Raw genomic sequence first — 24423 nt, 5'->3', positions numbered from 1 at the left:
GAAGGCGATTCCTGCTATCGCTACTGAAATTCGGGTTCGCGATCCTCGACGAACGCCGCCATGCCCTCTCGCTGGTCGGGGTGGCCGAAGAGGCCGCTCCAGACGCGCTGTTCGTACTGGAGGCCGGCGTCCAGGTGCATCCGGTGGACCTGGTTGAGCGCTTCCTTGGCGGTCCGGAGCGCGAAGGCGGGCTTTTCCGCGAGGTCCTCGGCCATGTCGTGGACGAACGAGTCCAGCTGATCGTGGGCGACCACGTCGCCGACGAGTCCGAGGCGGTCGGCGTCCTCGGCGTCGACGCGCTCGCCGAAGAAGACGAGCCGGCGGGCGTTCTCGTCGCCGACGAGTCGGGCGAGTCGCTGGGTCCCGCCCCAGCCCGGGACGATCCCCAGGTCGATCTCTGTCTGACCCAGTACCGCGCGCTCGCTGGCGACGCGCATGTCGGCCGCCAGCGCGAGTTCACAGCCGCCGCCGAACGCGTAGCCGTTGACCGCCGCGATCACCGGCGCGGGGAAGGTGTCCACCCGATTGATGACGTCGTGGCCCGTCTCGGCGTAGTCCTGTGCCGCCTCGACGCCCATGTCTTTCATGTAGGCGATGTCCGCGCCGGCGACGAAGGCGTCCTCGCCCGCGCCCGTGACGACGAGGACGCGCGTGTCGAGGGCCTCGGCTTCGTCGAGGGCTTCGTCCATCGCGTCCAGGGTCTCGACGTTGAGCGCGTTCAGGCGGTCGGGGCGGTCGACGGTGAGGGTCGTGATGCCGTCCTCGTGGTCGAGGGTGACTGTGTCCCAGTCCATAGCCCCTCTCCGGCGGGCGTGGAAATAAGCGCTGGCCCCGCGTCCGGCCCGATGCAGAACATCAAAATACGTGCTCGGTGTAGCGTCGGTCGATGACGCTTTCGGAGGAGGCCCGCGAGCGACTCGCGGAGGTCGTCGCGCTCCAGCCGACGAAAAACGCCGAACTCCAGGACCGGTGGGACCTGGAGAGCGGTAGCGAGGTCCACCAGTATCTCGAATCGGAACTGAAAGAGTACTACTACCGCGACGAGAACAGCCTGATCTGTGCCACCGAGGACGCTGCTGCGCTCGTGGGAGCCGACGATCCCGAGGGCGAACGGATCCTCCGCGTCCCGCCGTTGCAGGCCGCCGTGATCGACGTACTGGCGGGTCCCGAGGACCGGTCACAGAGCGTCGTCTCGGTCCTCCACGACCTCCGTGACGCCGGCCACGACCCCGAGGTCGACGACGTACGCTCCGCCCTCCGGAGTCTCTCGGACAAGGGTATCGCCGAGCGAATCCAGCGGACGGTCCCCACCTTTCGACTGGCGATGGCTCGCGAGGAGTTCACCGTCGAAGAACTCGACTGATCGCCGACGCAGCAGCTCTCGCCGCGTCCCGCGACCCGCTTCTCACCACTCGTCCCGCGGCGGTAGTTCGTCCCCGCACCGGCGGCAGTACCGCATCGGCGCGCGTGACTCCTGTCCCTCTCGACCGACTGTCACCTTCCGGCCACAGTTCTCGCATTCGATTTTCATGATCGGCACCCGTCTCGCCGGCCCGCGCCGACGAGCGAGATGCGCCCGATACGCCGGCCAGTGTGATAAAGTCCCGCACGCGACGGATCGCTGTCGTGTTCGACCGCGCTACAGTCCCGGCCGCCGACGCCGACGCTGGGCGTCGAGCAGGCGCTTGATCGCCTTCCCAGGGCCGCCGTCGATCGGCCACTCACGCTGTCGCCAGGCCGGCGGCTCCGGTGAGTAGTCCGGACAACTCCCGGCACACTCGCCGGCGGTCTGGTGGCAGTCTTTGGCGTCACACCACGGGAGTGTGTCGCCGGTCGCGGTCCGCAGCTGGAAGTGTCGGCAGTCCGGCCGCATCGTGTCCGCGTAGGCCCGCCACCCCCGACCGTAGGCTCGCTCGGCGATCTCGCGGCGCTTGTCGGCCTTCCACCCCGGGTCGGCGTACTCGAAACGTGCCGCGGAGGCGTCCCGACCGCTCCCCGTCGGTCGCTCCGTGATCCGGGTCCCCGGTTCGCCGGGCGCGAGCGTTCGGGGGTTCCAGGCGACCTCGACCGCCGTCTCACCTGCCGGCGCGCTGGCCGTCGGATCGACAGTCAGGATACCCGCCTCGACGGGCACGTCTTCCAGGAGGGCGGGCTCGACGGTACCGCCCGCCCGCGCCGTCGCGACCCACACCTCGTCGGCCAGTCCCAGCGCCACGTCCCGTTCGATCTGCGGGGCGAGGTCGCGGGCCGCGGACCGATCGAGGTCCGGCTTGTTCTCGACGGCGACGATCCGCTCGACCCACTCGGGGTAGGGCCGGTGGCGTCGCAACTCGATGCGCCCCCGCTGGCCCCGTCGCCGTTCGACCAGGTCCCTGTCGGCGGCCTCGTGGACCGCCTCGCGGACGTACTTCCAGGGATAGCCCGGCTCCGGGAGGGCGTCCCGGTACCAGGCCCACTCGGCGGGGGCGTGACGGACGACGCCCAGCAGGTCCGAGTTCAGACTCTCGGCACCGAAGGCGGCCCGCTCGCGGAGGGCTTCCCGGTCGGCCTCGACGACGATGGTGTCCCACCGCCGGTACTTCGTTCCCAGTTGTCGCGCGACGAGAACGGCGGTGTCGCGGTCGCGGTCGCCGCCGGGCGGCCAGTTGCGCTCGGCCCACTGGCAGACCCGTAACTCGAAGACGAACTCGGGTTCGCTCGACACACGCCTCTCTGTGGACCCGTGGCTCAAACCGTTGTCGCCCCATCTGTCTTCCGTGGCCCGTCGGGTTCAGAACTCGGTTTCCTCGTTCAGAAACTCGTGGGCCTGTTCCAGTATCTCGCGGGGGCCGTCCTGTGTGACGGTGTTGAACGCCTGTTCGTAGTCGCGCCACTGCATGTCGCGATGTTCGTTCGACAGTTCGGCGCTCGCCTCGAACGACTTCGCGATGAACAGGTGGACGGTCTTGTGGATCGTCTTGCCGTTCGCCTCGAACACGTAGTCGTAATCCTCCCGGAAGCCGTCGATGAGCCGGAAGTCGCCGATTCCGGCCTCCTCTTTCACTTCGCGTATCGCAGTCTGCTGGAGCTCCTCCTCGCCCTCGACCCCGCCCTTGGGAAATTCCCAGTCGCCGGGGCGGCTCTTGAGCAGGAGGTACTCCCTGCGGCCACGCGTATCGCGAAAGAGGATGGCTCCCGCGCTCGTGGCCTCTATCATTGACCTACGTTATTCAACCAGTACTTAAGAGAATATCGGAGAGATCACGGTTCCGGTTCGGGGTCGTCGCGGACGGCCGCGGAGAGATGGGTTTTTGGCCGTCGCCGTTCTCGACCCGACACATGCCGTTCGTCACGAAGCTCACGCTCGAAAGCGGCGATCGCCACCGCCTCGAGGACGTGGTCACCACGATCAAGGAGACCGCCGCGCGCAAGGGCGTCGAACTGAAGGGGCCCCATCCCCACCCGCCGGACGAGCTGCGCGTCCCCCAGTGCAAACGCCTCGTCGACGACGGCGACCGCTTCCAGCCCTGGACCTACACCGTCTACACCCGGACCATCGAGATCGTCGGCCACGACGAGTTCGCCCGCTCGGTCGCCGAACGCGACTTCCCCGACGGCGTCCACGTCTCCGCCGAGATCGAACAGCGCCGTCAGATGAACTGATTTTGGAGACCCGTTAAGTCCCTCGCGGTGCTCCTGGGCGGTATGAACCACCTCGACCGCGACCGCCTCGTCTCGCTCCGCCGCGCGTTCCACCGCCACCCCGAACCCGCCTGGCGGGAGTTCCGAACCACCGCCCGCGTCGTCGACGAACTCGAACGGATCGACGTCGACGAACTGCTCGTCGGCCCCGACGTACTCGACGCCGACGCCCGGATGGGCCTGCCCGACGACGCCGACCTCGCCGTGTGGCGCGACCGCGCCCGCGACACCGGCGTCGATCCCGACCTCCTCGACCGCCTCGCGGGTGGGAACACCGGCGCCATCGCGGCCCTCGACGGCGAACGCGACGGCCCGACCGTCGCCCTCCGGGTCGACATCGACGGCCTCCCCCGCGCCGAGTCCGCGGATCCCGACCACCACCCCGCTGCCGAGGGCTTTCGCTCCGAGACCGGCGCGATGCACGCCTGTGGCCACGACGCCCACGCGACCATCGGCCTGGGCGTCCTCGAAACCCTCGCGGATCGGGATTTCGCCGGCCGGCTCAAGGTTCTCTTCCAGCCAGCCGAGGAGGTCGTCGGCGGTGCGGCCCCGATGGCCGAGAGCGGCCACCTCGACGACGTGGACTACCTGCTGGCCCTCCACATCGGCCTCGACCACCCGACCGGCGAGGTCGTCGCGGGCGTCGGGGGCTTCCTCGCGGTGAGTCACTTCCACGCCGAGTTCGAAGGGGAACCCGCCCACGCCGGTGGCCACCCGGCCGAGGGCTGCAACGCCGTGCAAGCGATGGCCACAGCCGTCCAGAACCTCTACGCGATCCCCCGCCACGAGGACGGCGCGACCCGCGTCAACGCCGGCGACGTGGGCGGCGGGACCGCCGCGAACATCGTCCCCGAACAGGCCTACATCGAGGGCGAGGTCCGCGGCGAGAGCACCGACCTCATGGAGTACATGCGCGAGCGCGCCGACCGCGTGCTCGACAGCGCCGCCGTCATGCACGACTGCGAGGTCGAGATCGGCACCAGCGGCCAGGCCCCCAGCGCCGAGAACGACCCCGAACTCGTCGACGTGGTCGAGGCTATCGCCGGCCGAACCGAGGGCGTCGACTCCGTCCTGCGCCACGACGATCTGGGCGGGAGCGAGGACGCTACCTACCTCATGCGTCACGTCCAGGACCGGGGCGGCAAGGCCGCGTTCGTCTGTGTGGGCACCGACCACCCCGGCGGCCACCACACCGCGACCTTCGACGTGGACGAGGACTCCCTGCCGATCGGTGTGGCAGTACTTTCCGAGACCATCACGCACCTCGGACGCGAGGCTCCCTGAGCGCGAAAAAAACGGAGAATTCTGCGTCGCAGCGTCAGTTCGTCCAGGTGTTCAGCGTGAACGTCGAGCTGCTACCCGGATCGTCCCAGACGATCTTGACGGTCGCGCCTTCGAGGTTGAGCGCCTCGACGTTCGTCCCGTCCACCGGCTTGGTCTTCGCCTTCAGCGTCACGCTCTCGCCGCCCGAGACCTCGTCGTTGTCGTTGATGCTGGCGTCGAAGTCGTCCCACTGGAACCGATCGTCGACACCGCTGGAACTCACGCTACCGCCGCTGAGTTCGTAGGTCTTCGCGCTCTGAACCACCACGTCGAGGTTCTTCGCCTTGATCGTCTCGCCGCTCTTGTGACTGATCTTCAGGGTGTCGTTGCGATACTCGTCACCGTTGACCGTGCTGGTATCCTGCTCGTAGTTGAAGCCGATCGCCGCGTTCGGCTTCGTGTTCGTGTTCTCCTGCCCGATACCCAGGAAGAAGGTTGCGGCCGTCGCGGCCAGCAACACGGTGATCGCGACCATCAGCACGACGCCGATGACCGGTGACACTGCCGAGTCGTCTGTGCATAGCTTTCTAACGTTCATCGTTGTCCCCCACCGGGACGGTACCCAACCGTCGAACCCACACGGCACCACGTGCCCACGTCGATACCGCCCCCGTCGTGTCCCTTTTGTTTATACTTTAGACTGATAAATCTTGAGCGATTGATCGACGGGTGTTTAAGTAGAAGAGGTCGAGAGCGGCTCTCGCGGGGTTCAGTACTTCGGATCGGCCCCGGTCGTTTCGTATATGTCGTCCATCAGGTCGTCGCGGTCGGCCCGCCAGGCCTCGAATCCGCCCGGCGACTCGGGGTACCCCTCGTAGTGGTCGAGCAGGCGGTCGGCGAGGTTCTTCGTCTGGTAGAGATCGTAGATCGTCTTCCAGTGGCCGAAGGTCTTGATCGCCGTCTTCACCTTCAGCGGGAGGCTGATGTCGGTCGATCCCTCGTAGAGGGCTTCGGCGAGCTGTTCGCCCGGCATCGCCGCCAGCAGTGCCATCAGGTCGTCAAGGTCGTAGGCGGTCGTGAAGATGTTGTACACGTCGAGCGCGGCGTAGCGCCCGCCGAAGTGGTCCATGATGCGGCTGTTGTACTCCCAGAGTGCGCCCTCGCCGAGGTCGCCGGCACCGATGGCGTCGATGGCTTCCTGAGCGGCGTACTGGCCGGCGTACGCCGCGCCGGCGATGCCGCCACCGGTCGTCGGGTTGACGTGGCCGGCGGCGTCACCGACCGCGAGGAAGCCGGGCGCGACCGCGGAGTCGTAGGGCCGGCGGGTCGGCAGCGCCGCGCCGAGCTTGTCCGTCACGCGGGCGTTCGAGAACTCCGGTCGATTCCGAACGTCCTCTTTCAGGTCCTCGACCAGCTGCATCGGCTGTTCGTTCATCTGGAATCCCAGGCCGACGTTGATCTCCGTCGCGGTCCGCGGAAAGTACCAGAGGTAGCCGGATGCACGCTTGGTCGGCTTGAAGACGAGCGCGTCCGACCACTCCACGGGCTCGTCGACCTCGATGACCTCCCGGTAGCCCGAGGAGAACTGTGAGTACTGGACGTTCGTGTCGAACGTCGCGTCCGAGAGGTCGGCGTTGTCCTGCAGGATCGACAGCGCGCCCGCGGCGTCGATGGTCACGTCCGCCTCGTAGGTGACCGGCTCGCCCTGTCGCATCGCGTCGACGCCGGTGACGCGCCCGTCCTCGGTCTGTCGAACGTCCTGAACGACCGTGTCGTAGTGGAACTCGACGCCCGCCTTCTCGGCACCTTCGATCAACAGGCGGCCGTACTCCCAGCGGTCGATGACGGCGAGTTCGCCCGGCACCGGGATGTCCAGCACGGCGTCCTCGGAGGGAATCTCGAAGCGGCCGTGATCGACGACGGTGTTCGTAAAGGCCGGCGCGATCTGGGATTTCGGGATGCTGTCGGGGAACTGGTCGGCCCCCTTCAGGGCGTCCCCGCACGCGATGTGTCCGGCTTCCTCCGCGGTCTTGCGCTCGACGATGACGACGTCGAGCCCCTCGTGTGCGGCGGCCGCGGCCGCGTAACACCCTGACGTCCCCGCCCCCACGACCACGATGTCGTACGTCCGGGTCCCGCCACCGACGGACGAATCGCCGGCGTCGGACTCCTGTGTAGCCATGTCCGTCCCTGATTGCCCCACCGAGAAAACTCTTTATAAAAGTCACAAGCTGGCCGTCCCGACCCTCAGCGCGATTCGCCGACGACAATCCGTCCTCCGGGCAGGAACCGATCGGGGGATAAAGACCTTTGACAGGTGGTGCCCAATCGGGGAGCATGACCGACTACACCGTCGAATTCGTGGGGACGGGGGAACAGATCACGGTCTCGGAGAAAGAGACGATCCTCCGCCGGTGCATCGAGGAGGGGATCGCCCAGGAGTACTCCTGTCGTGTCGGGATGTGCCTGGCCTGCTCGGCCAAGATCGTCGAGGGCGAAGTCACGCAACCGGCGGCACACGGGTTCACCGACGAGGAGAAAGCGGAGTACGCCCTGACCTGCATGGCCCGACCCGCGTCCGACCTCGTGCTGGATCGCGGGGAGTACCCGCCCAGTATCGACGAGGACGCCGAGGGGTCGGCGGGCGCGGCCGCCGACGACTGACCTGCTCGTGGTGAGCCGACCCAAAGGTATTCGGCTTCGCTTCGCCTCGGTAGGGTAGCGATGGAGGATTCGCCGGTCGCGTCGGCGCTGAACGGGTTCATCGAGATGCGGTCCTGGCTCTGGTGGCTCTCGATCACGTTCTACGGGATCGGTGACGTCCTCACGACGGCGACGACGCAGGTGGCCGGCCCCGTGGCCGAGGGGAGCCCGGTCGTCGGCTGGGCGGCGGCGTCGTACGGCCTCTGGGGACTCGTCGGGCTCAAACTCGCCGCGTTCGGGGTCGCCTACGCCGTCTGGTGCTCCGTCGACCACCCGCACAACGTCGGCGTGCCGCTGGCGCTCTCGGTTCTCGGCGTCGGGCTGACGACCTGGAACCTCGTGGTCATCAGCGCAGTCTTCTCGGGCTGACAGGTCGCTCCCGGTCGGTATTGAAACCCCGAAAAAATCAGGGGCATCCGGTAAACCGGCTGTCGTTGGTGGCTAATCATGCGGATTTAAGCCACGGGGGACGGGAAATAAATGTAGATGTCAGACGCAACCGAGCTACCCGAGAAGCCGTGGTTCGTCGAGTACGAGAAGTTCGGCGTGCCGGAGACGCTCGAACCGTACCCCGACCAGCCGGTTCACCAGTTCCTCTACGATTCGGCCGACGAGTACCCCGAACAGGGGCTCGTCCAGCTTGGTCAGAAGTACACGTACCCGGAACTGGTCGACCAGGTCGAACGGCTGGCGACTGCGCTTCGTGACCGGGGGGTCGAGAAGGACAGTCGCGTGGCGACGGTGCTGCCGACCTCGGTGCAGTTCGTCGTCGCGGAGAACGCCATCTCCCGGGCCGGCGGAGTCCACATCCCGAACGACTTCCTCGACGCCGAGGAGGACCTGATCTACCGGCTCGAACAGGGCGAGCCCGAGGTCCTCGTCGGCCAGGACAAACACCGGGACCTCATCATGAGCCTGAAAGAGGAACTGGATCTGGACAACGTCATCCTCACCACCGTCGACGATTACAGCGAGGCCCCGCCCGAGGACCACGAGGACGTCGCGGGTGTCGAGTGGCTCACCGACGTGATCGAGTCGACCGAACCGAACCCGCCCGAAGTCGAATTCGACGTGGAAGCGGACGTCCACACGCTCCTCTTTACCGGTGGCACCACCGGCCTGCCGAAGGGCTGTCAGCTCACCCACCGCAACCTCGTCGCCAACGCGCTGCAGGCCAACGCCGCCCAGTCCAGGATGGCGGACATGATGCGTGGTGACGAGGGTGCCGTGATGGCGCTGCCGATGTACCACGCCTACGGCTACTCGGTCCAGCACTCGCTGATCGAACTCGGGCTGGAGATGCTGATGGTGCCCGACGCCCGGGACACGGAGATGATGGTCGATCTGATCGAGGACCGCGAGCCGCTGATCATGCTCGGCGTCCCGACGCAGTTCATGGAAATCGTCAACGAGGACCTCGATCAGGACGTGGTCGGCCTCTCCGGGTCCGCGCCGCTGGCCACCGAGACCAAAGAGCAGTTCGAGGAGAAGTCCAAGGGCGTCTCCCAGGGTTACGGCCTCTCGGAGATGTCGCCGGTGACTCACTTCAACACACGTGGGCTCCAGGACATGTTGCTGGGTGAGGACACACGCGAGGAAGGCTTCGACATGCCGACCATCGGCGTGCCGGTGCCCGACACGGCGGTCAAACTCGTCGACGTGGACTCCGGCGAGGAGATTCCCCTCCAGAAAGCCATCGACGAGGAACTCGAAGGCGAGATGCTGCTGAACGGCCCCCAGCGGATGAAAGGCTACCTCGACGAGAGCAAGAACCCCTTCGACGACGACGGGTTCGTCGCGACCGGTGACGTGGCCAAGATCGACGCCAAGGGTCGCTTCTACATCGTCGACCGCGTGAAGAACATGATCAACGTCTCCGGGCTGAAGGTCTACTCCGAGGAGGTCGACGAGGTGCTGTTCAGTCACCCCGGCGTCCACCGCCCGGCGACCATCGGCGCACCCGATCCCGACCGCCCCGGCAGCGAGATCGTCGTCGTCTACGTCGAACCCGATCCGAACTACGACGGCGACCTCACCGAGGAAGACGTCCGCGACCACCTCGACGGCAAGGTGCCCAAACAGGCCATGCCCGAAGAGATCAACATCGTCGACGAAGTCCCGACGACCGACGTGGGCAAGACGGACAAGCACTCGCTGAAGGGTCGTCACGAGTAAGCCGCCGTCGAGGTCCGCCTCACGTTCTGAACCGACGAAAACTTCTTTGTCCTGTTGTCGGAGATCTGTAAGTATGATTTGGCATAGCTGTGTGTCGTCTCGGTCGACACGGGCCGTCCACGCCCGGACTGCGCGGTCGGCGGAGGCGGTGTGATGGCGCTCGCCGAGACGGTCCTGGCGAACAAGCTGAAGGTCGTCGGTGTCTTCCTCGCCGGCGGCACCGTCGTGACGGCGCTCGCGCTCGGCGGGTTCCTCCCGGCGATGGACGGGGGCGACCAGATGATCGACCGCGTGCCCGGTGAGGCAGACACCGTGGTCTACGTCGACCCCGGTGTCGTCTCCGATCCGACGACGAAACGCACGATCAACGCCACACTGGACCCGTTCGCGGCCTACGAGTCCTACGAGGGCCCCGCGGACTACGGGGACCTGCTGGCCGCGTACGAGAACGAGACTGGCGAAGACGAACTCGCGCTCTCGAAACTGAACAGCGTCATGGTCTACGGGTCGACGGCCGCCAACGAGTCCGGCAACGAGTACTACGGCGTCATCATCGACTCGGAGTGGCAGACCTCGAACGTCGTCGAGAGCGCCGAAAACGGGAGCGACCTCTCCGAGGAGACCTACGAGGGCTACACGGTCTACGTCAACGAGTCCGGCGCTGACGGACAGGCGGAGCTGCTCGGCGTGTTGAGCGAGGGCCTGTACGTCGTCGGCACCGAAGCGGCGGTCGAAGACGCCATCGACGTCGACCGTGGCGCGGCCGACCCGGTCTCGGGCGACCTCCGGCAGACGTACCGCAACACCCGGGACGGCTACGTCCAGTTCGCCACTACGCTGGAGAAGTCAGACATCAACGACAGCACGCTCCCCGGAACCGCCGGCGGCTACTCCCGCGAACAGGTGCGTGAGATCTTCGAGGATACCCACACCGTCGCCGGCTCGTACTACACCGACGGCGACACCATTGGGTTCGAGACCCGGTTCGGCACCAACGGCGAGGGGACGGCCAGCGACCTGACGAACCTGATCGACGCCGGCGTCGTCAGGGCGAAGAACAACGCCACCAACGAGAGCGTCGTCTCCTTCTACGACTCCGTCGACGTGAACCAGGACGGATCGGACGCCGTGATGCGAATCGAAGTCGACAGCGACACGGTCGCCGCGGCGATTCAGTCCACCGTCGAACCGTTCGCTCGGCTCCTGGGCTCGTTCGGACAGAGCGGTGAGACCACGGCCGGTGGCCCGTCGTCCGGCCCGACCGCCGAGAGCGATTCGAGCACGTACGCGATCCGCGCTCCGCCGTAGGACCGAGGTCCCCCTGGTCACGTCCCCGCCAGTCTCAAGTCCCCCCGATTCGATACCCCGCCGTCGATGGACATTCCGTCGCTGTTGGGGAAGGAGGTCCGCTGGTCGCGGCATCGACTGGTGACGCTTTGTTTTCTGCTCCTGGTGTTGCCGGCCTTCTTCGCGACGACGACGGCCGCCTTCGGCACCGTGATTCCCGAGGACGCCCCCGTGGGGATCGTCGCCGAGAACGAGTCGGTCACCGACGACGAGATCGCGTTGATAAAGGGTGGACTGACGCTGTTCTCCGAGCCGCGGGTCTACGAGAACGCCTCGGCCGCCCGGCGGGCGCTACAACGCGAACAGGTGTACGCCGTGCTGGAGGTCCCGCCAGGGCTGTACGACGACGGAACGAACAACGTCACGTTCACGCTGACCGTCGACGGGAGCGTGGTCCCCTTCGAGCAACCCTCGAAAGCGATCCAGGGCATCGCCGGCGGATACCTGGATCGGGAGTTCGACGCCGACGTGACCGTCCGGCGCGAGGTCGTCGGTGGCACACACTCCCTCTCGGAGTACCTGCTCCCCGTCTTCCTGCTCGGCATCGTCATGCTGTTCGCGTTCACGTATCTCCCCTACACCCTCGCGCGGGAACGCGACGTGCTCGACCGCCTGCTCGTCGAGTCCTCGCTGGACGCCGTCGTGGCGACGAAGATCGGCTACTTCGCTGCCCTCATGTTGATCCCGACCCTCGCCTTCGGCGCGGCCGCCGCCTACCTGAACTACTCGGTGACGCTGTTCGCGCCGGGGGCCATCGCCGTCCTGCTGTTGACGTTCGTCTACCTGGCGGCGATCAGCACCTCGATCATGATCCTGACGAACTTCGACACCGTCGGGCGGTTCCTCAACGTCGCCGTCCTGCTCGCCGCGATCACCTTCTCGAATCTGGTCTATCCGGTGGGCTTTTTCTCCCCGGTCCGCCGTGAGATCGCGCGTCTGATACCCCTGCACTACTCGATGGTCGTCACCCGGAGCCTGACGCTGAAGGACACGCCCCCGTCGCTGTACGGGGACTACGTCCTCGCGCTCGTCGGCTTCACCGTCCTGACCTTGTTCGTGCTGAAACTGTCCATCGAACGGTACAAACGAACGATATGACCCGACCCACGGACGACGACCGGACCGGCGGCGACGACCATCGGAACGACCACGATCCCATCCTCGCACTGCGCGAGATCAGCAAGGCCTACGGCGACGTGACGGCGCTGTCCGGCGTCGACCTCTCGGTCGAACCGGGCACGATCCACGCGCTCGTGGGGCCGAACGGCTCGGGCAAGACGACGCTGTTCCGGATCGCGCTGGGGTTGACCCGGCCGTCGAGTGGGTCGGTCGACGCGCCAGCCGACGGGATCGGTCCGGGGTTCCAGCGGGCCAACTTCTACCGGGACCTGACCGTCGCGGAGAATCTGGACGTGTTCGCTGCGCTGACCGGGGCCGACGACGAGGCCTGGCGCGAGGAGCTCTGTTCGACGCTCCGACTCGACCGCGTCCGCGACCGGCGGGCCGGCGACCTCTCGGGTGGGTTCGGGAAGAAACTGGACCTGGCGCTCGCCCTGCTGAACCGCCCAGCCGTGGTCTGTCTCGACGAACCGATGGGCGACCTCGACGACGTGTCGAAGACGAACCTGCTCGATCTGCTGACCGACTACCGCGACGAGGGCCACGCCGTCGTCGTCTCGACCCACCAGCTCGGGGCGTTCGCGGACGTGATCGACCACCTCACCGTCCTCCACGACGGTGCGGTCCTCGTCGACGAGCCACGCGCCGCCATCGACCTCGGTGAACACGACTCACTACACGATCTGTACGTGGCACGCTCCCTGGCGGCCGAACGCGACGCGACGGGCGATATTTAAACACCCGTCATACTACCCTAATTTAAATGGCCTAAGGTCTCTTGCAACGGGGCTATGTGGTGTACTACCAACTGTACTGTGGATCATGACGCAGGTGGAGGACACTACCCGGGACATGCGCCTGGACCCGGATTCGTTCGCACAGGGGTACTTCAAGAACGCCGTCTACCGACACTGGGACCCGTACGACATCGAGGGGTTGGAGGAAGACAAGCAGAAGTTCCTTGAGTACGAGCCGACCGAGAGCGAGATGGAGGAGAGCCGGATGGCCGTCGCCCGCTTCGGTGCGGGCGAGGAGGCCGTCACGGAGGACCTGATGCCGCTGGCGATGGTGCTGGAGGACATCGACGACCAGATGTTCATCTCCAGTCAGATCTACGAGGAAGCCAAGCACACGCAGTTTTTCGACCGCTACTGGCGTGAGGTGTTCAACCCAGTCGCCGAAGAACTCGGCCTGGAAGTGACACAGCCGACCGATCAGCGCTACTTCAACGACGACTACATCGCCGTCTTCGACAAGACCGAGGACGCCATGAATCGACTGCTCGAGGAGGACACGCCCGAGAACCGCGTCCGGGCGTACTGTCACTACCACCTCGGCGTCGAGAGCGTGCTGGCCCAGACCGGCTACTACGGGATCACGTCCTCGTTCAGTGACCAGGGCTCCGACGAGATCGCGCTGGGCGACTGGCCCGACTCGGACGGCCTGGTCGACGGCATCGCGAAGATCCGCTCCGACGAGGGTCGCCACGTCGGCTTCGGCATGCAGAAAGTCCGCGGCTACGTCCAGTCCGGCGAGGTCGACGAGTCCGTCGTCCAGGACGTGCTGATGGACCTGATGCCCCACATCGCGGGGACCGTCTCCGACTTCGAGGAGAACGTCAACCCCGTCCCACTCGTGGAGTACGCGCGTGACAAACTCATGCGCCGGATCGACATCATCACCGAGGCGGACGCCGAGATTCCGGAAGTCGAGGAACTCGTCAAGATCGACGACGGCGAGTCGAGCGCGACCGCGGACTAATTACCGCTGCTCGACAGGCCGCGATCGCCATACTGCGGTTCGGCATCCACCTCACTTTTTCGAGGCCCGAGCCGCCAGTGACGGCCCTCTCAGAGCTCGGGGTAGTCGCCGGCCCACGGGTTCGTCGCTTCGAGCGCCGCGGCGATGCCGAGCAGGTCGGCCTCGTCGTACCGCGACCCGACGATCTGGAGGCCGACGGGCAACCCGTCCTCGGTGAGGCCAGCGGGCGCGGCCACGACCGGGTGCCCAGTCATGTTGAACGGCCAGGTCAGCCCCCAGTCCATCGGGAGGCCGCCGGCCCGCTCGCCGTCGATCTCGGAGGGGTAGGGCTCGTCGTGAGTCAGCGGCGGCGTCGAGAGGGTCGGCATCACCAGCGCGTCGTGGTCGTCCAGCACTGCCTCGACCGCGTCGTACAACTCCGTCCGCACGGCGTTCGTCTTGAGGTAGTCGACGGCGTCGTACCCCTCGCCCATCCCGACGGTCTGGACGAACGAACTGGAGAGGTCGTCGGCGTCCTCGCCGGTCACGTCCACGCCGTACTCCTCTTCCAGGTACTGTGCCATGACGGCGAACAGCGGCGTCGCCTCGGTGCCGTACGCGTAGTTGAGCGTCCCCTTGTCGGGGCCGTCGACCTCGACCTCCGAGACCGTCGCGCCCGCGTCGGCCAGCGCGTCGACGGCGTCCCGACAGATCGACGTGACCGACGAGGCCACCGGGAACGTATCGAGGTCCGGCGTGAACGCCACGTCGAACTCGTCGGCCTCGCGGTCGGTCGCGTCCGTGTAGTCGTCTCTGGGTGCGGCGACGCTGAACGGGTCGCTGTCGTCCTGACCGACCAGCACAGAGAGCATGAGCGCCAGGTCGTCGACGGTCCGGGCCATCGGTCCGAAGACGCCGACCGGCGTGTGGGAACTGAACGCGTCCGGTCGGGTGTCCATCGGAACGAGGCCGAAGGTCGGCTTCACCGACACCACGTGGCAACAAGACGCCGGATTCCGGAGCGAGCCGCCGACGTCGGAGCCGGTCGCGAGCGGTGCCAGGCCCGCGGCCAGCGCCGCCGCCGACCCGCCGGAGGACCCACCCGCGTTGTGATCGAGGTCGAACGGCGTCGGCGTCGGCCCGAGCAACTCGTTGTACGTCTGCATCGTGTGGCCCAGCTCGGGCGTGTTCGTGGTCCCCAGCGGGATCGCGCCGGCTTCCTCCAGGCGCTCGACGATGACCGCGGTCTCCTCGGCGACGTTGTCGGCCAGCGGCGCGAGCCCCATCGTGTGGGGAACGCCCTCGATCGGCATCTGGAGGTCCTTGATCGCGACGGGGACCCCGTGGAGCGGGCCGAGGTCCTCGCCGTCTTCCACGGCCCGTTCGGCCTCGCGGGCCTGTTCCCGTGCGCGCTGTTTCAGCACGTTCACGTAGGCGTTCAACTCGCCGTTGTGGTCGTCGATGCGGTCGAAGTACGTCTCGACCAGTTCGACCGGGGATAGTTCACCCGTCCGGATCGCGTCCGCGAGATCGGTCGCGGACCGGTATGCTGTGGACATGGCCCGAAACCCGCACGGAACCCGAATAATAGCTTCGCCTAGCCACTGGCCCGCTCGCTCGGTCGTTCGGAGACGCTTCTTCCAGTCGCGTCTCCCTGCTCGCGGGCCTGCGGCCCGCTCGCACATTCGTCGGCCTCCCTGCGGTCCGCCAACCGTCAGTCGTCCGCGCTCGCACTCTCACTCCCGTCCTCGCGGTGAGCCTGTGCGGACGCGCGGATGTCGTCGGAAACTGCCGGCACGTCGTCGGCGTCGATGCCACCCTGGGCCTCGATCTCTTCTTTCGACATCGGGTAGGTCCGCAGATCGTAGTGGATGTCGATACCGGCCTTCGCGCCCTGGCCCATCGCGACCGGAATCTGGTTGTGGCCCGGCACTATGTCGCCGACCGCGTAGACGCTATCGGCGCTGGTGTTGCCGTGGTCGTCGACCGCGACGGTCCCGTCGTCGTTCAACTCGACGCCCAACTGCTCCGCGAGGTCCGTATTGTAGTCCGACCCGTACATGGCGAAACCGCCGCGGTACTCCCGCCGGGTGCCGTCCTCGAATTCGAGGGCTTCGAGCCAGCCGTCGTCGCCGTTCTCGACGCCCGTCACCTCTTCCTCGACGATGTCGACCGGGTGCGCGCGGACCATCTCGTCCGTCTCGTCGCTCCAGGTCGGCTCGTCGCCGTTCAGGAGGACGTCCACCTCGTCGGTGAAGTTGAGCATGATCATCGCGACGTGGGCGGTGCTGTCGCCGTGGCCCATCACGTACACCGACTCGTCGACGAACATGTATGCGTCACAGTGCAGACAGTAGTGGAGCCCGCGACCCGTCCGGGGGGCCGGCGGGTCGGGCCGGCCGTCGGAGAACCCGGTCGCGAGGACGACCCGGTCGGTGACCGCCGTCACGTCGCCCGCCTCCAGCCGAATCCGGCCATCGTCGAGGCGCTCGGCGTCGGTCACGAAGTCGCGGTGGTAGTCCGCGCCGTAGCCTTTGACCTGCTCGATGGCCGTCTGGAGCAACTCGTTGCCCGACGTGTCCTCCGTGATTCCGATGGTGTTGTGGGTGTCCTGCATCATCGCTGCTCGGCCGCCACCACGGTTGATGACGGCGGTGTCGTGGCCCAGCCGCGTCGTGTACAGCGCAGCGGTCAGTCCCGCAGGGCCGCCGCCGACGACGACGACTTCGTACTCGCGTTCCTCGCTCATTGGTATCGGCTTGTAGGGGTGCGCGACACAAAACTGTCTGGTTACCCGTCGGTTATCGTGTCCTCGTGACACGGTGGCCCCACTGGCCATTCGGCAAACTACCCGTACCGAATCCGTGCTGGCAGTTACCATACATCACAGTTAGAATCGGTCACACGAAGGACAGGCCATATATGACTGGGGTGCGTATATCCCGACGAACAGACCCGGTGTCAGCCGACCGCCACTCATTCAAAACATGACAAGCCGTGTATTCAGACTCCATTCGACACTCGAATTGCCGCTCGAAGACGTGTACGAGTACTTCGAAGACCCCGATCTCCCGGTGGAGATGGAGGACATCGACATCACTCGTCGCAACAACACACTGATCATCAGTGCTGTCGCTGCCGACGAGAGCATGAGCAAGTACACGCCGACAGCGCAATTGAAAGCAAGTATCACCGAAAACAGGGTGTACGAGGAAGAGCCCGAAGACCGACCCGGCGGCCCCGGTGGCGGTGGTGGCGGTGGCGGCCCGCAGTGGGGCACACTCGAGGAAGAAGAAGAAGAGATCGAGTCCGAACTCGTCGAATACGCCTGCTTCAAGGGCGACCGCGAAACCGTTCTCCAGAATACCGCGCTCCAGTACCCGATGTTCGAGGTACTCTGTGGGATCGCCGAGATCGCCGAAAAAGGCACGCTAACCGCCGTCGTGGCGGTCGACGGCGAACTTCACGCGACCCGCATCGTCGACGGTGAGGACCGCCCCGCCTCCGTCAACGTCGTCGAAGAGCCCAAAGAGGACGAAGGGGCAAACGGCGTCAACTGGCGGGACAACAAGTTCATCAGCTGAATTCGCGGCTCCGTCTCCGCTACTCGCTACGACCGTCCGCGCAGCGCCACGCTCGCGGTCGCGCTCGAACCGGTCGTCGTCCCGGTTCCCGACGCAGCCTCGCGGACGCTCTCCGGGAGCGCCGTGTCGACCGGCGTGTCGAACTCGACGAACTCGGTGTCCATGGTGAAGTTGCGGCTCCCGGTCGAACTGCCGACTTCGAGCCAGCACCATCGACACTGCGACTACCAGTACCAGCAGCGATCGCTGCACACGAACACGTCAACGAATCGTCGTAAAATGTCTGCTGTTCCATCGAACCGTGAGTGGCCGTCCGCAGCTGGCCGTCGAGCGTGGACTGACCGGCACGGCGGCCGGATGGTCACCCCCGGTGGCGGAAGGAGACGACCGTGCTCAGCCCCTGGCCGTCGACCGACTCGGTCGTCACGTTCATCGTGAGGACGTCCTCTTCGTCGACGACGCTGTAGGTGATCGCTTCGAGATCGCTCGCGCTCTCGCCTTCGGCCAGCAGGACGATCCGTACCTGATCGCGGTTGACCGTCACGTCGTCTACGTCGTACCCTTCGTCCTCGAACGCCGCTCGCAGATCCGCTTGCAACTCGCTCATGCCCCCGCATACGACGGCCGCCCTTAAAATTCAGGGGCCCGCGACTCCCACACTGCCCGACCGAGCGGATATGGTAGGCTGGCCCACACGAATGGAATCCCGAAAAACACTTACCGGGGAGTAATTATATCTCATTATACCATGGCGGAATTCCCAGACTACCTGGACGTCGACTACACCGACGGCGAAGGCGAAGACCCCTCGGACTATCCGACCATCGAGGACAAGATCGAGAAGGCCATCGAGGTCACTCGCGAGGGCCTCGAACAGTACGAGAATCCCGTCGTGATGTGGACCGGTGGGAAAGACTCGACGCTGACGCTGTATTTCATCAAGGAAGTCGCCGAAAAGTACGATCTCGAGGTCCCCCCGGCGGTCTTCATCGACCACTATCAACACTTCGACGAGCTGTTCGACTTCGTCGAGAAGTGGGCCGACGAGTGGGATCTGGAACTGATCTACGCCCGCAACGAGGACGTCGGCGAGTACGTCGACGAGAACGGCCTGACGCCGGGCGACGACATCCCGGTCGACGAGCTCTCCGAGCACAACCAGCACCACATCCGAAACATCCTGGAGTACGAGGAAGACACCTTCCCGTTCCTGCTGGACACCTACGTCGGCAACCACCTGCTCAAGACGGTGGCGCTCAACGACACCATCGAGGAGTACGACGTGGACGGCATCCTCTCCGGCGTCCGCTGGGACGAACAGGAGGCCCGCGCCGACGAGACCTTCTTCTCCCCGCGACACGATCCGGACATCTACCCGCCCCACGACCGCGTCCAGACGATCCTGCAGTTCGCCGAACCCGACGTGTGGAACGCCTACTGGCACTTCGTCGTCCCGGACACCGTCGACGAGTACCCCGACGACGGCTACGTCCCCCAGGGCCAGGACGACATCCCCGGCGACCTCACGAAAGAAGACCTCCCCGTGAGTCCGAAGTACTTCGCCGGCTTCCGCTCGCTGGGTAGCGAAGTCTCGACAGACAAGTCCGCCGAAGAGCCTGCCTGGCTGCAGGACATGGAGAACACGACCGAGCGCGCCGGCCGCGCCCAGGACAAGGAGGACCTGATGGAGCGCCTGCGCGACCTCGGCTACATGTAGGATCCTGAATTTTTACTTCGGGGAGTTCGCCGCAGGCGAACCCCCGCTCGCAAAAATTTAGTATGAAAACTTCCCGGACGCTCGCTCCGCTCGCGTCCGGTGAACCGGCGGCCTTCGGCCGCCGGATGTTGGAAGCGTTACAGCCCCGCCTACCGCCGCACTTTCGCCGGATTCTCCGCTCTGATGAACGCCTCGCCACTGTCGGCGTCGGCGAAGACCAGTCGGCCCTCGGCGTCCCGGCCCTCGACCCACTCCGGGAGGTCTGGGATGCCGTAATCCGCGGGGTCGTAGAACTGTGCGGCGATAGTCCAGGCACGAGCGCGCATCCGCCCGGTGCTCGCGTCCGCTTTCTGTTTCATACCGAGGATTCCCGGGGCCACCGATAAGGGCACGCAAACGGCCGACAACGGCCACCGCGGTGGCGTTTGTGAGGGTTGACGGGGATGGCTCGGGGATCGCCACCGGCTCCGGAACAACTACGTCGGTCGCTCACCCAGCCACCCCCAATGACCGACGGCGTCCCGGACGATTCCGGAGTCGACTACACCGACGGCGCGGGCGAGACGCCCGCGGAATACCCGACGCTGGCCGCGAAGTTCGAGCGCGCGAGCGAGGTAGTGCGGCGGGTGCTCGACGCCTACGAGACGCCGGCAGTGATCTGGACGGCTGACCGCGACTCCACGCTCGCGCTCTATCTCGTCCGCGAGGTGGCCGCCGACGAGGGTCGGCCGCTCCCGCCGGTCGTCCTCACCGACCCCGTCGCTCCCGACGCCTTCGTGGCTCGCTGGGTCGACCGCTGGGGACTCGATCTCGTGATCGCCGGCGACGACCGCCTCGCTGACGTGATCGACGACCACGGCTTCGACGCCGTGATCGCTCCGGACCGTGGCGACGACCCCGACATCGCGGCCGACGAGTCCTTCGTCGCGCCGACGCGGAACGGGGCCGTCACCTGCGACCGGATTCGCCCCCTGCTCCTCTTCGACGAGGATGCCGCCCGGAACGCGACCTGGGGGTTCGTCGTGCCCGACACCGTCGCGGCGTTCCCGGCCGGCTACGTTCCAGAGGACGGCGACGACCTGCCCGAGGGCGTCGAACTGGTCGACATTCCCGTCGGCCCCGACACGTTCGACGCCACCGACCACGGGTGAGCGGATCCGGTTTTACAGTTCCAGCACTTCGACTAGATGCCCGTCCGGATCGCGCAAAAAGCAGATCCGTGTCCCGCTCTCGGTGGTCTGTGGCTCGCTGATCGTAGGCACGTCGTCGGGCAGATCGGCGTAGAACGCGTCGAGGTCGTCGACTTCCAGCCCGAGGTGGGTCACGCCTGGCTTGTTCAGCCGGCCTTCCGGGTGCCTGTCGCTCTCCGGTTCGTACTCGACGAGTTCGACCCGCGCACCGTCTGCGTCGAGGTGGGCGAAGTCCGCGGACGCGCCCGCGACGCCGACGCCGGTGGCGAACGCCTCGCCGCCGACCGAGAACCGCGAGAGCACCTCCAGCCCGAGCGTGTCCCGGTAGAACGCGATCGCGCGATCCAGATCCGACACCGTGAGTCCGACGTGGTGTGCCGCGAGGTCCTGCATACTGGTCCATCCGCCGAGCGCGGCAAAACCGCTTCGTTACTTCTCCTGCACCGTGCCGCCACTCAGCCCCTCCCATTCGACCCGGTACCCCAGCCGCGAGAGGACCGCGCTGGCGTCGTCGATCCCGAACTCCTCGAGCACAGTCTCGGCCTCGGAGAGTGCCATCCCAGTCTCGACTTCGTCGGCCAGTCCCTCCAGCACGACGGGCCGGACGAGCGTCCGGCCGACGAGTTCGTGGGCAGGGAAGGACTTGCCTTCGAGGGCAGAGTCGCTGACCCCGTGGCGGTCGGCCAGGTCCTCGAGCGTGACGGCGTCGTCGTCGGGGACGAGTTCGTCGGGGAGGTCCGCGGCGGCGTCGGCGACGAGGTCGTCCTCGTAGCGACGGAGCGCCACGCGCACGTCTTTGAGTCTGACGGTCCCGGAGTACGGAATCGCGCGGTGCTCGCGGGCCTCGATCTCCTCGCCCACTCCCAAACTGTCGTCGACGGCGACGAGCATCTCTACGGCCTCCAGATCGGCCAGCCGGTCGAGTTTCTTCGCGACGTACTCGGGCGTCCAGAAGCCCATGATCTCGAAGAACACGCGGAAGTCCGCGTGTTCGTACTCGAACGCGAAATCGGGGATGACGACGTGGGCCCCGGCCGCGAGCGGTTCGGGTTCACGGACCAGTTCCCAGTCGAGATCGAGCGACTGGAAGCGGGTGGCGAAGTCCGCCTCGACGCCGCTGTCGAAGGTCATCTCGGTCACGGGTTCGGCGTCGGGGACGGACACGTCCGCGTCGGTCAGCACCAACTCCCGTTCGGTTCCGCGGTCGTCGACGGTCGCCGCGAGGCTCCAGTCGGCGGTACCGGCGACCGTCCGGAGCAGGCGGGCGAAGCGCGTGCCGTAGCGGCGGGTCGCGCGAAAGAGCGCGTCGGGGCCGGTGACGACCACTTCGCGGCCGTCGTCGGTCCGGCGGATCTCGTACATCAGGCGGAGTCGCTTGACCGCCGAGACGACGGTCTTGGGGTCAGACGAACGCACCCGGACCTCGGTGGCGTCGAAGAGGGCGGTCTGGGCCAAAGAGAGGTTGTACTGGGCAACGAGGTCGGCGGGCTCCCAGCGGACGTTCGGATCGACGAGGACCTGCTCACACTCGCGGTCTGCGTACAGCGCGGTCTCGACTCCCTTGAGCGTGCAGTCGAGTCGGTCGGCTGCGGCCGCGAGCGCCCGGTCGCGCTCCTCGCTCGTGACGACGCCGGCCGGTGCGGCGGCCCCGAAGGCGGCCTCGCGGGCACGACGGGGGTCGACCGGCGCGCGAGTCTCGAAGGTGGCCGCCCGTTCGAGCAGTTTGGCGAACCCCCGGACGAGTTTGAAATCGGCGGCCTCGCGTTCGAGGTCGGTGAGCGCGTCCGACAGGGCCGTGCGGGACTGGTCGACGTGGCCCTGGTAGACGCCGATCACGCGGGCCGCCAGTGACTCGTCGTCGGCGTCCGCCAATCGGGGCTGGTAGCCGCCGCCGGCCCGCGACACCCGGAGCAGGTCCTTCGTCAGCACAGCCCTGAGGTGGGCGACGGAGCGACAAAAAGCCCCGCAGTGAGAGAGAAGATTCATGCCCCGGCGCTGTTGACCGACCTCTATGCATCGCCGACAGGTCCTGTGTACGCTCGTGGTGGTCGTCGCCCTCACTGCGGGCTGTATGAACACGCCGCGGCCGACGCTTCAGCCCCAGTCCGGCGACGTGGCCGCCGGCGGCGGGTCGTCGGTCGAGCGGCCGGAGCCGAACCGCTTCGCCGTCCCCGACTGGAACACCCGGGCCGGCGACAACACGACCGTCGTCGACCTGGAGGTGTGGAACAAGGCCGACCGCCAACGGACCGTTCGAGTGAGCGTCACCCGACGGATCGGCAACCGGACCGTCGAGGGATCGACCGATCTCGTGCTGGGTGCGAACCAGACGGCTCCCACGGAAGTCGTCCTCGACGTGCCGTACGACGAGTTCTGGGAGGGCTCGAACCTGGACTTCGACCTCGAAGAACGGTCGGCCGGAGCCTAGCGCCGCCGTCGGGCGACCCGTTCTTCGGCCGTCTCTTCACTGACGATTTCGTAGAGGAGCGCTCGGCCCGGACTCGCGGTTCCGTCGCCGTCGTCTCCATCTTTCGGCCGGAGGACTCGCCCGAGTCGCTGGGTGAACTCGCGCTGGCTCCCGCTGCCCGAGAGGACGACCGCGACGTTGGCGTCGGGCACGTCGATGCCCTCGTTGAGGACGTTCGCGGTCACGACCGTCGAGTAGGTCCCCTCGCGGAATCGTGAGAGGATCTCCCGGCGCTCGTCGGCACCCGTCTCGCCCGTGATCGCCGGCACCAGAAACCGTTCGGAGAGCCGGTAGACGAGATCGGTGTGGGCGGTGAAGACGATCACCCGGTCCTCGCGGTGGCGGTCGAGGATGCTCGCGAGTTCCTCGACTTTCCGGTCGGCGTTCATCATGATCTCGCGGGCGCGTTGCTTGGCCAGCAGCGCCTCCCGGGCCCGGGGGTCGGTCCCGGATCGCTTGACGAGTTCCTGGTAGTCACTCCCGCTCCGGAGTTCGATGTCCGACTGGGCGAGGTAGTCGGTGAAGGTGCCCTGCTCACGCTCGTAGGCCTCGCGTTCGTCGGGGGTGAGCGCGACTTCGATCCGCTTCAGGTCGTAGTCGGCGAGGTGGTCGCCGGCGAGGTCGTCGACGTCGAGGCGGTAGACGACCGGGCCCACGAGGTCCTCGATCACTTCGTGTGCGCCGTCGGGGCGCTCGAAGGTGGCGGTCAACCCGAGGCGAGCGGGCGCGGCGAACATGCGGCCGATGTCGCGGTAGCCTTCGCCGCCGAGGTGGTGCACCTCGTCGCAGACGAGCAGGCCGAACCGATCGCCCACGTCGTCGGCCCGGAGGTACGCCGAGTCGTAGGTCGCCACCGTCAGGGGCTCGAACACCTGTTTCCCGCCGCCGAACTGGCCTACCGGCACGTCGAACTCCCGCTGTAGTTCCTCGCGCCACTGTTCTAAGAGGTCGATCGTCGGGACGACCACCAAGGTCGGCGTCCCCAGCCGTTCGATGGCCTCGACCCCGATGACCGTCTTCCCGCTTCCCGTCGGAAGTTCCAGAACGCCACGGGGGGCGGGCTGTCGCTCCGCTCCGCTATCCGGGGTGTCGTCCGTCTCCAGCCAGGCGTCGAGCGCCGCCCGCTGGTACTCGCGGAGTTCGTAGGTAGACTGCAGGTCGAGCGGCTGGAGGTCGAGGACGCGATCCTCGCAGGCGACGCCACGGTCGTCGAGGGCCCGCCGGATCTCGCGGTACCGAACGGCCGGGGCACGCCCGGTCTGTGAGCGCTGGTCGCGCTCGACGCCGGGCAACCCTGTCGGCACGTCCCCGGCCAGCCGGACCGTCCCGTCCTCGAAGGAGAGCGTCAGCACGGCCGCGCCTACGTCGGGGCACGGAAAGAACCCACCGCCTGGCGGAGGGAACGGCCACGCTGGTCCTGCACGCGGCGAAACCGAC

The 24423-nt window shown here is 66.7% G+C and carries 27 protein-coding genes; 14 read left to right on the top strand and 13 right to left on the bottom strand.

The window, feature by feature from the left end; translation table 11 throughout:
• Positions 1-20: 20 nt before the first annotated feature.
• Positions 21-794 carry an enoyl-CoA hydratase/isomerase family protein gene (locus EAF64_RS11815; RefSeq protein ID WP_129069203.1) on the bottom strand — a complete coding sequence of 258 codons (774 nt, stop codon included), beginning with the start codon at positions 792-794 and terminating at the stop codon, positions 21-23.
• Between the two features lie 92 nt (positions 795-886).
• Here EAF64_RS11815 and EAF64_RS11810 point away from each other — a divergent pair, with 92 nt between their 5' ends.
• A complete protein-coding gene (locus tag EAF64_RS11810; RefSeq protein ID WP_129069202.1) occupies positions 887-1363 on the top strand; it encodes a DUF5797 family protein in 477 nt (158 codons plus the stop codon).
• A 276-nt stretch (positions 1364-1639) separates the two neighbouring features.
• Here EAF64_RS11810 and EAF64_RS11805 read toward each other — a convergent pair whose 3' ends face one another.
• Positions 1640-2704: a DUF5787 family protein gene (locus EAF64_RS11805; protein WP_129069201.1), complete on the bottom strand. Its 1065-nt coding sequence runs from the start codon at positions 2702-2704 to the stop codon at positions 1640-1642.
• A gap of 66 nt (positions 2705-2770) precedes the next feature.
• Positions 2771-3196, bottom strand: a complete 426-nt coding sequence (locus tag EAF64_RS11800) for a bis(5'-nucleosyl)-tetraphosphatase (protein ID WP_129069200.1) — start codon at positions 3194-3196, stop codon at positions 2771-2773.
• Between the two features lie 122 nt (positions 3197-3318).
• Here EAF64_RS11800 and EAF64_RS11795 point away from each other — a divergent pair, with 122 nt between their 5' ends.
• Both EAF64_RS11795 and EAF64_RS11790 read left to right on the top strand, forming a co-directional pair.
• Positions 3319-3642, top strand: coding sequence for an uS10/mL48 family ribosomal protein (locus tag EAF64_RS11795; protein WP_129069199.1), 324 nt, complete (start codon positions 3319-3321; stop codon positions 3640-3642).
• Between the two features lie 42 nt (positions 3643-3684).
• On the top strand, positions 3685-4965 hold the full coding sequence (locus EAF64_RS11790) for an amidohydrolase (RefSeq protein ID WP_129069198.1): 1281 nt from the start codon (positions 3685-3687) through the stop codon (positions 4963-4965).
• Between the two features lie 34 nt (positions 4966-4999).
• Here EAF64_RS11790 and EAF64_RS11785 read toward each other — a convergent pair whose 3' ends face one another.
• On the bottom strand, positions 5000-5506 hold the full coding sequence (locus tag EAF64_RS11785) for a type IV pilin (RefSeq protein ID WP_193767662.1): 507 nt from the start codon (positions 5504-5506) through the stop codon (positions 5000-5002).
• A gap of 207 nt (positions 5507-5713) precedes the next feature.
• The gene (locus EAF64_RS11780; protein WP_129069196.1) at positions 5714-7126 is read right to left on the bottom strand and encodes a geranylgeranyl reductase family protein; all 1413 of its coding nucleotides are present in this window, start codon (positions 7124-7126) and stop codon (positions 5714-5716) included.
• 155 nt (positions 7127-7281) lie between these two features.
• Here EAF64_RS11780 and EAF64_RS11775 point away from each other — a divergent pair, with 155 nt between their 5' ends.
• From EAF64_RS11775 to EAF64_RS11745, 7 genes are all read left to right on the top strand, one after another.
• The gene (locus EAF64_RS11775; RefSeq protein ID WP_129069195.1) at positions 7282-7608 is read left to right on the top strand and encodes a 2Fe-2S iron-sulfur cluster-binding protein; all 327 of its coding nucleotides are present in this window, start codon (positions 7282-7284) and stop codon (positions 7606-7608) included.
• 60 nt (positions 7609-7668) lie between these two features.
• Positions 7669-8016, top strand: coding sequence for a hypothetical protein (locus EAF64_RS11770; protein ID WP_129069194.1), 348 nt, complete (start codon positions 7669-7671; stop codon positions 8014-8016).
• Between the two features lie 117 nt (positions 8017-8133).
• Positions 8134-9822 carry an AMP-binding protein gene (locus EAF64_RS11765; RefSeq protein ID WP_129069193.1) on the top strand — a complete coding sequence of 563 codons (1689 nt, stop codon included), beginning with the start codon at positions 8134-8136 and terminating at the stop codon, positions 9820-9822.
• A gap of 153 nt (positions 9823-9975) precedes the next feature.
• Entirely contained in the window at positions 9976-11130 is a 1155-nt protein-coding gene (locus EAF64_RS11760) for a hypothetical protein (RefSeq protein ID WP_129069192.1), read from the top strand.
• Between the two features lie 66 nt (positions 11131-11196).
• Positions 11197-12267: an ABC transporter permease gene (locus EAF64_RS11755; protein ID WP_129069191.1), complete on the top strand. Its 1071-nt coding sequence runs from the start codon at positions 11197-11199 to the stop codon at positions 12265-12267.
• Positions 12264-13025, top strand: coding sequence for an ATP-binding cassette domain-containing protein (locus tag EAF64_RS11750; protein WP_129069190.1), 762 nt, complete (start codon positions 12264-12266; stop codon positions 13023-13025). The genes EAF64_RS11755 and EAF64_RS11750 overlap by 4 nt, the downstream gene beginning before the upstream one ends.
• A gap of 85 nt (positions 13026-13110) precedes the next feature.
• Positions 13111-14049 (top strand): ribonucleoside-diphosphate reductase, encoded by a 939-nt coding sequence (locus EAF64_RS11745; RefSeq protein ID WP_129069189.1) that lies wholly within the window; start codon positions 13111-13113, stop codon positions 14047-14049.
• 89 nt (positions 14050-14138) lie between these two features.
• On the opposite strand, the gene EAF64_RS11740 is transcribed toward EAF64_RS11745, so the two are convergent.
• Positions 14139-15587: an amidase gene (locus EAF64_RS11740; protein ID WP_129069188.1), complete on the bottom strand. Its 1449-nt coding sequence runs from the start codon at positions 15585-15587 to the stop codon at positions 14139-14141.
• A 155-nt stretch (positions 15588-15742) separates the two neighbouring features.
• Positions 15743-16777 (bottom strand): NAD(P)/FAD-dependent oxidoreductase, encoded by a 1035-nt coding sequence (locus tag EAF64_RS11735; RefSeq protein WP_129069187.1) that lies wholly within the window; start codon positions 16775-16777, stop codon positions 15743-15745.
• A gap of 238 nt (positions 16778-17015) precedes the next feature.
• Here EAF64_RS11735 and EAF64_RS11730 point away from each other — a divergent pair, with 238 nt between their 5' ends.
• The gene (locus EAF64_RS11730) at positions 17016-17612 is read left to right on the top strand and encodes a DUF7110 family protein (RefSeq protein WP_129069186.1); all 597 of its coding nucleotides are present in this window, start codon (positions 17016-17018) and stop codon (positions 17610-17612) included.
• 26 nt (positions 17613-17638) lie between these two features.
• Here the strand turns inward: EAF64_RS11730 and EAF64_RS21005 are convergent, their stop codons facing one another.
• Both EAF64_RS21005 and EAF64_RS11725 read right to left on the bottom strand, forming a co-directional pair.
• Positions 17639-17776 carry a hypothetical protein gene (locus EAF64_RS21005; RefSeq protein WP_193767661.1) on the bottom strand — a complete coding sequence of 46 codons (138 nt, stop codon included), beginning with the start codon at positions 17774-17776 and terminating at the stop codon, positions 17639-17641.
• 197 nt (positions 17777-17973) lie between these two features.
• Positions 17974-18219 (bottom strand): hypothetical protein, encoded by a 246-nt coding sequence (locus EAF64_RS11725; protein WP_129069185.1) that lies wholly within the window; start codon positions 18217-18219, stop codon positions 17974-17976.
• Positions 18220-18360: 141 nt separating this feature from the next.
• Here EAF64_RS11725 and EAF64_RS11720 point away from each other — a divergent pair, with 141 nt between their 5' ends.
• Entirely contained in the window at positions 18361-19329 is a 969-nt protein-coding gene (locus tag EAF64_RS11720) for a phosphoadenosine phosphosulfate reductase family protein (RefSeq protein ID WP_129069184.1), read from the top strand.
• 149 nt (positions 19330-19478) lie between these two features.
• Here the strand turns inward: EAF64_RS11720 and EAF64_RS11715 are convergent, their stop codons facing one another.
• Positions 19479-19688, bottom strand: coding sequence for a hypothetical protein (locus EAF64_RS11715; RefSeq protein ID WP_129069183.1), 210 nt, complete (start codon positions 19686-19688; stop codon positions 19479-19481).
• 147 nt (positions 19689-19835) lie between these two features.
• On the opposite strand from EAF64_RS11715, the gene EAF64_RS11710 reads away from it, so the two are divergent.
• A complete protein-coding gene (locus EAF64_RS11710) occupies positions 19836-20480 on the top strand; it encodes a hypothetical protein (RefSeq protein ID WP_129069182.1) in 645 nt (214 codons plus the stop codon).
• 12 nt (positions 20481-20492) lie between these two features.
• Here EAF64_RS11710 and EAF64_RS11705 read toward each other — a convergent pair whose 3' ends face one another.
• Positions 20493-20912 (bottom strand): VOC family protein, encoded by a 420-nt coding sequence (locus EAF64_RS11705; protein ID WP_129069181.1) that lies wholly within the window; start codon positions 20910-20912, stop codon positions 20493-20495.
• A 36-nt stretch (positions 20913-20948) separates the two neighbouring features.
• A complete protein-coding gene (locus EAF64_RS11700; RefSeq protein ID WP_129069180.1) occupies positions 20949-22448 on the bottom strand; it encodes a DUF790 family protein in 1500 nt (499 codons plus the stop codon).
• A gap of 82 nt (positions 22449-22530) precedes the next feature.
• Here EAF64_RS11700 and EAF64_RS11695 point away from each other — a divergent pair, with 82 nt between their 5' ends.
• The gene (locus tag EAF64_RS11695; protein ID WP_129069179.1) at positions 22531-22947 is read left to right on the top strand and encodes a hypothetical protein; all 417 of its coding nucleotides are present in this window, start codon (positions 22531-22533) and stop codon (positions 22945-22947) included.
• On the opposite strand, the gene EAF64_RS11690 is transcribed toward EAF64_RS11695, so the two are convergent.
• Positions 22944-24338, bottom strand: a complete 1395-nt coding sequence (locus tag EAF64_RS11690) for a DEAD/DEAH box helicase family protein (protein WP_129069178.1) — start codon at positions 24336-24338, stop codon at positions 22944-22946. The genes EAF64_RS11695 and EAF64_RS11690 overlap by 4 nt on opposite strands.
• Between the last annotated feature and the right edge of the window lie 85 nt (positions 24339-24423).

This window comes from Halorientalis pallida (assembly GCF_004118325.1).
Lineage (GTDB): Archaea > Halobacteriota > Halobacteria > Halobacteriales > Haloarculaceae > Halorientalis > Halorientalis pallida.
The sequence above is the reverse complement of the archived record's forward strand: the minus strand, read 5'-3'. Positions and strand labels throughout refer to the sequence as shown.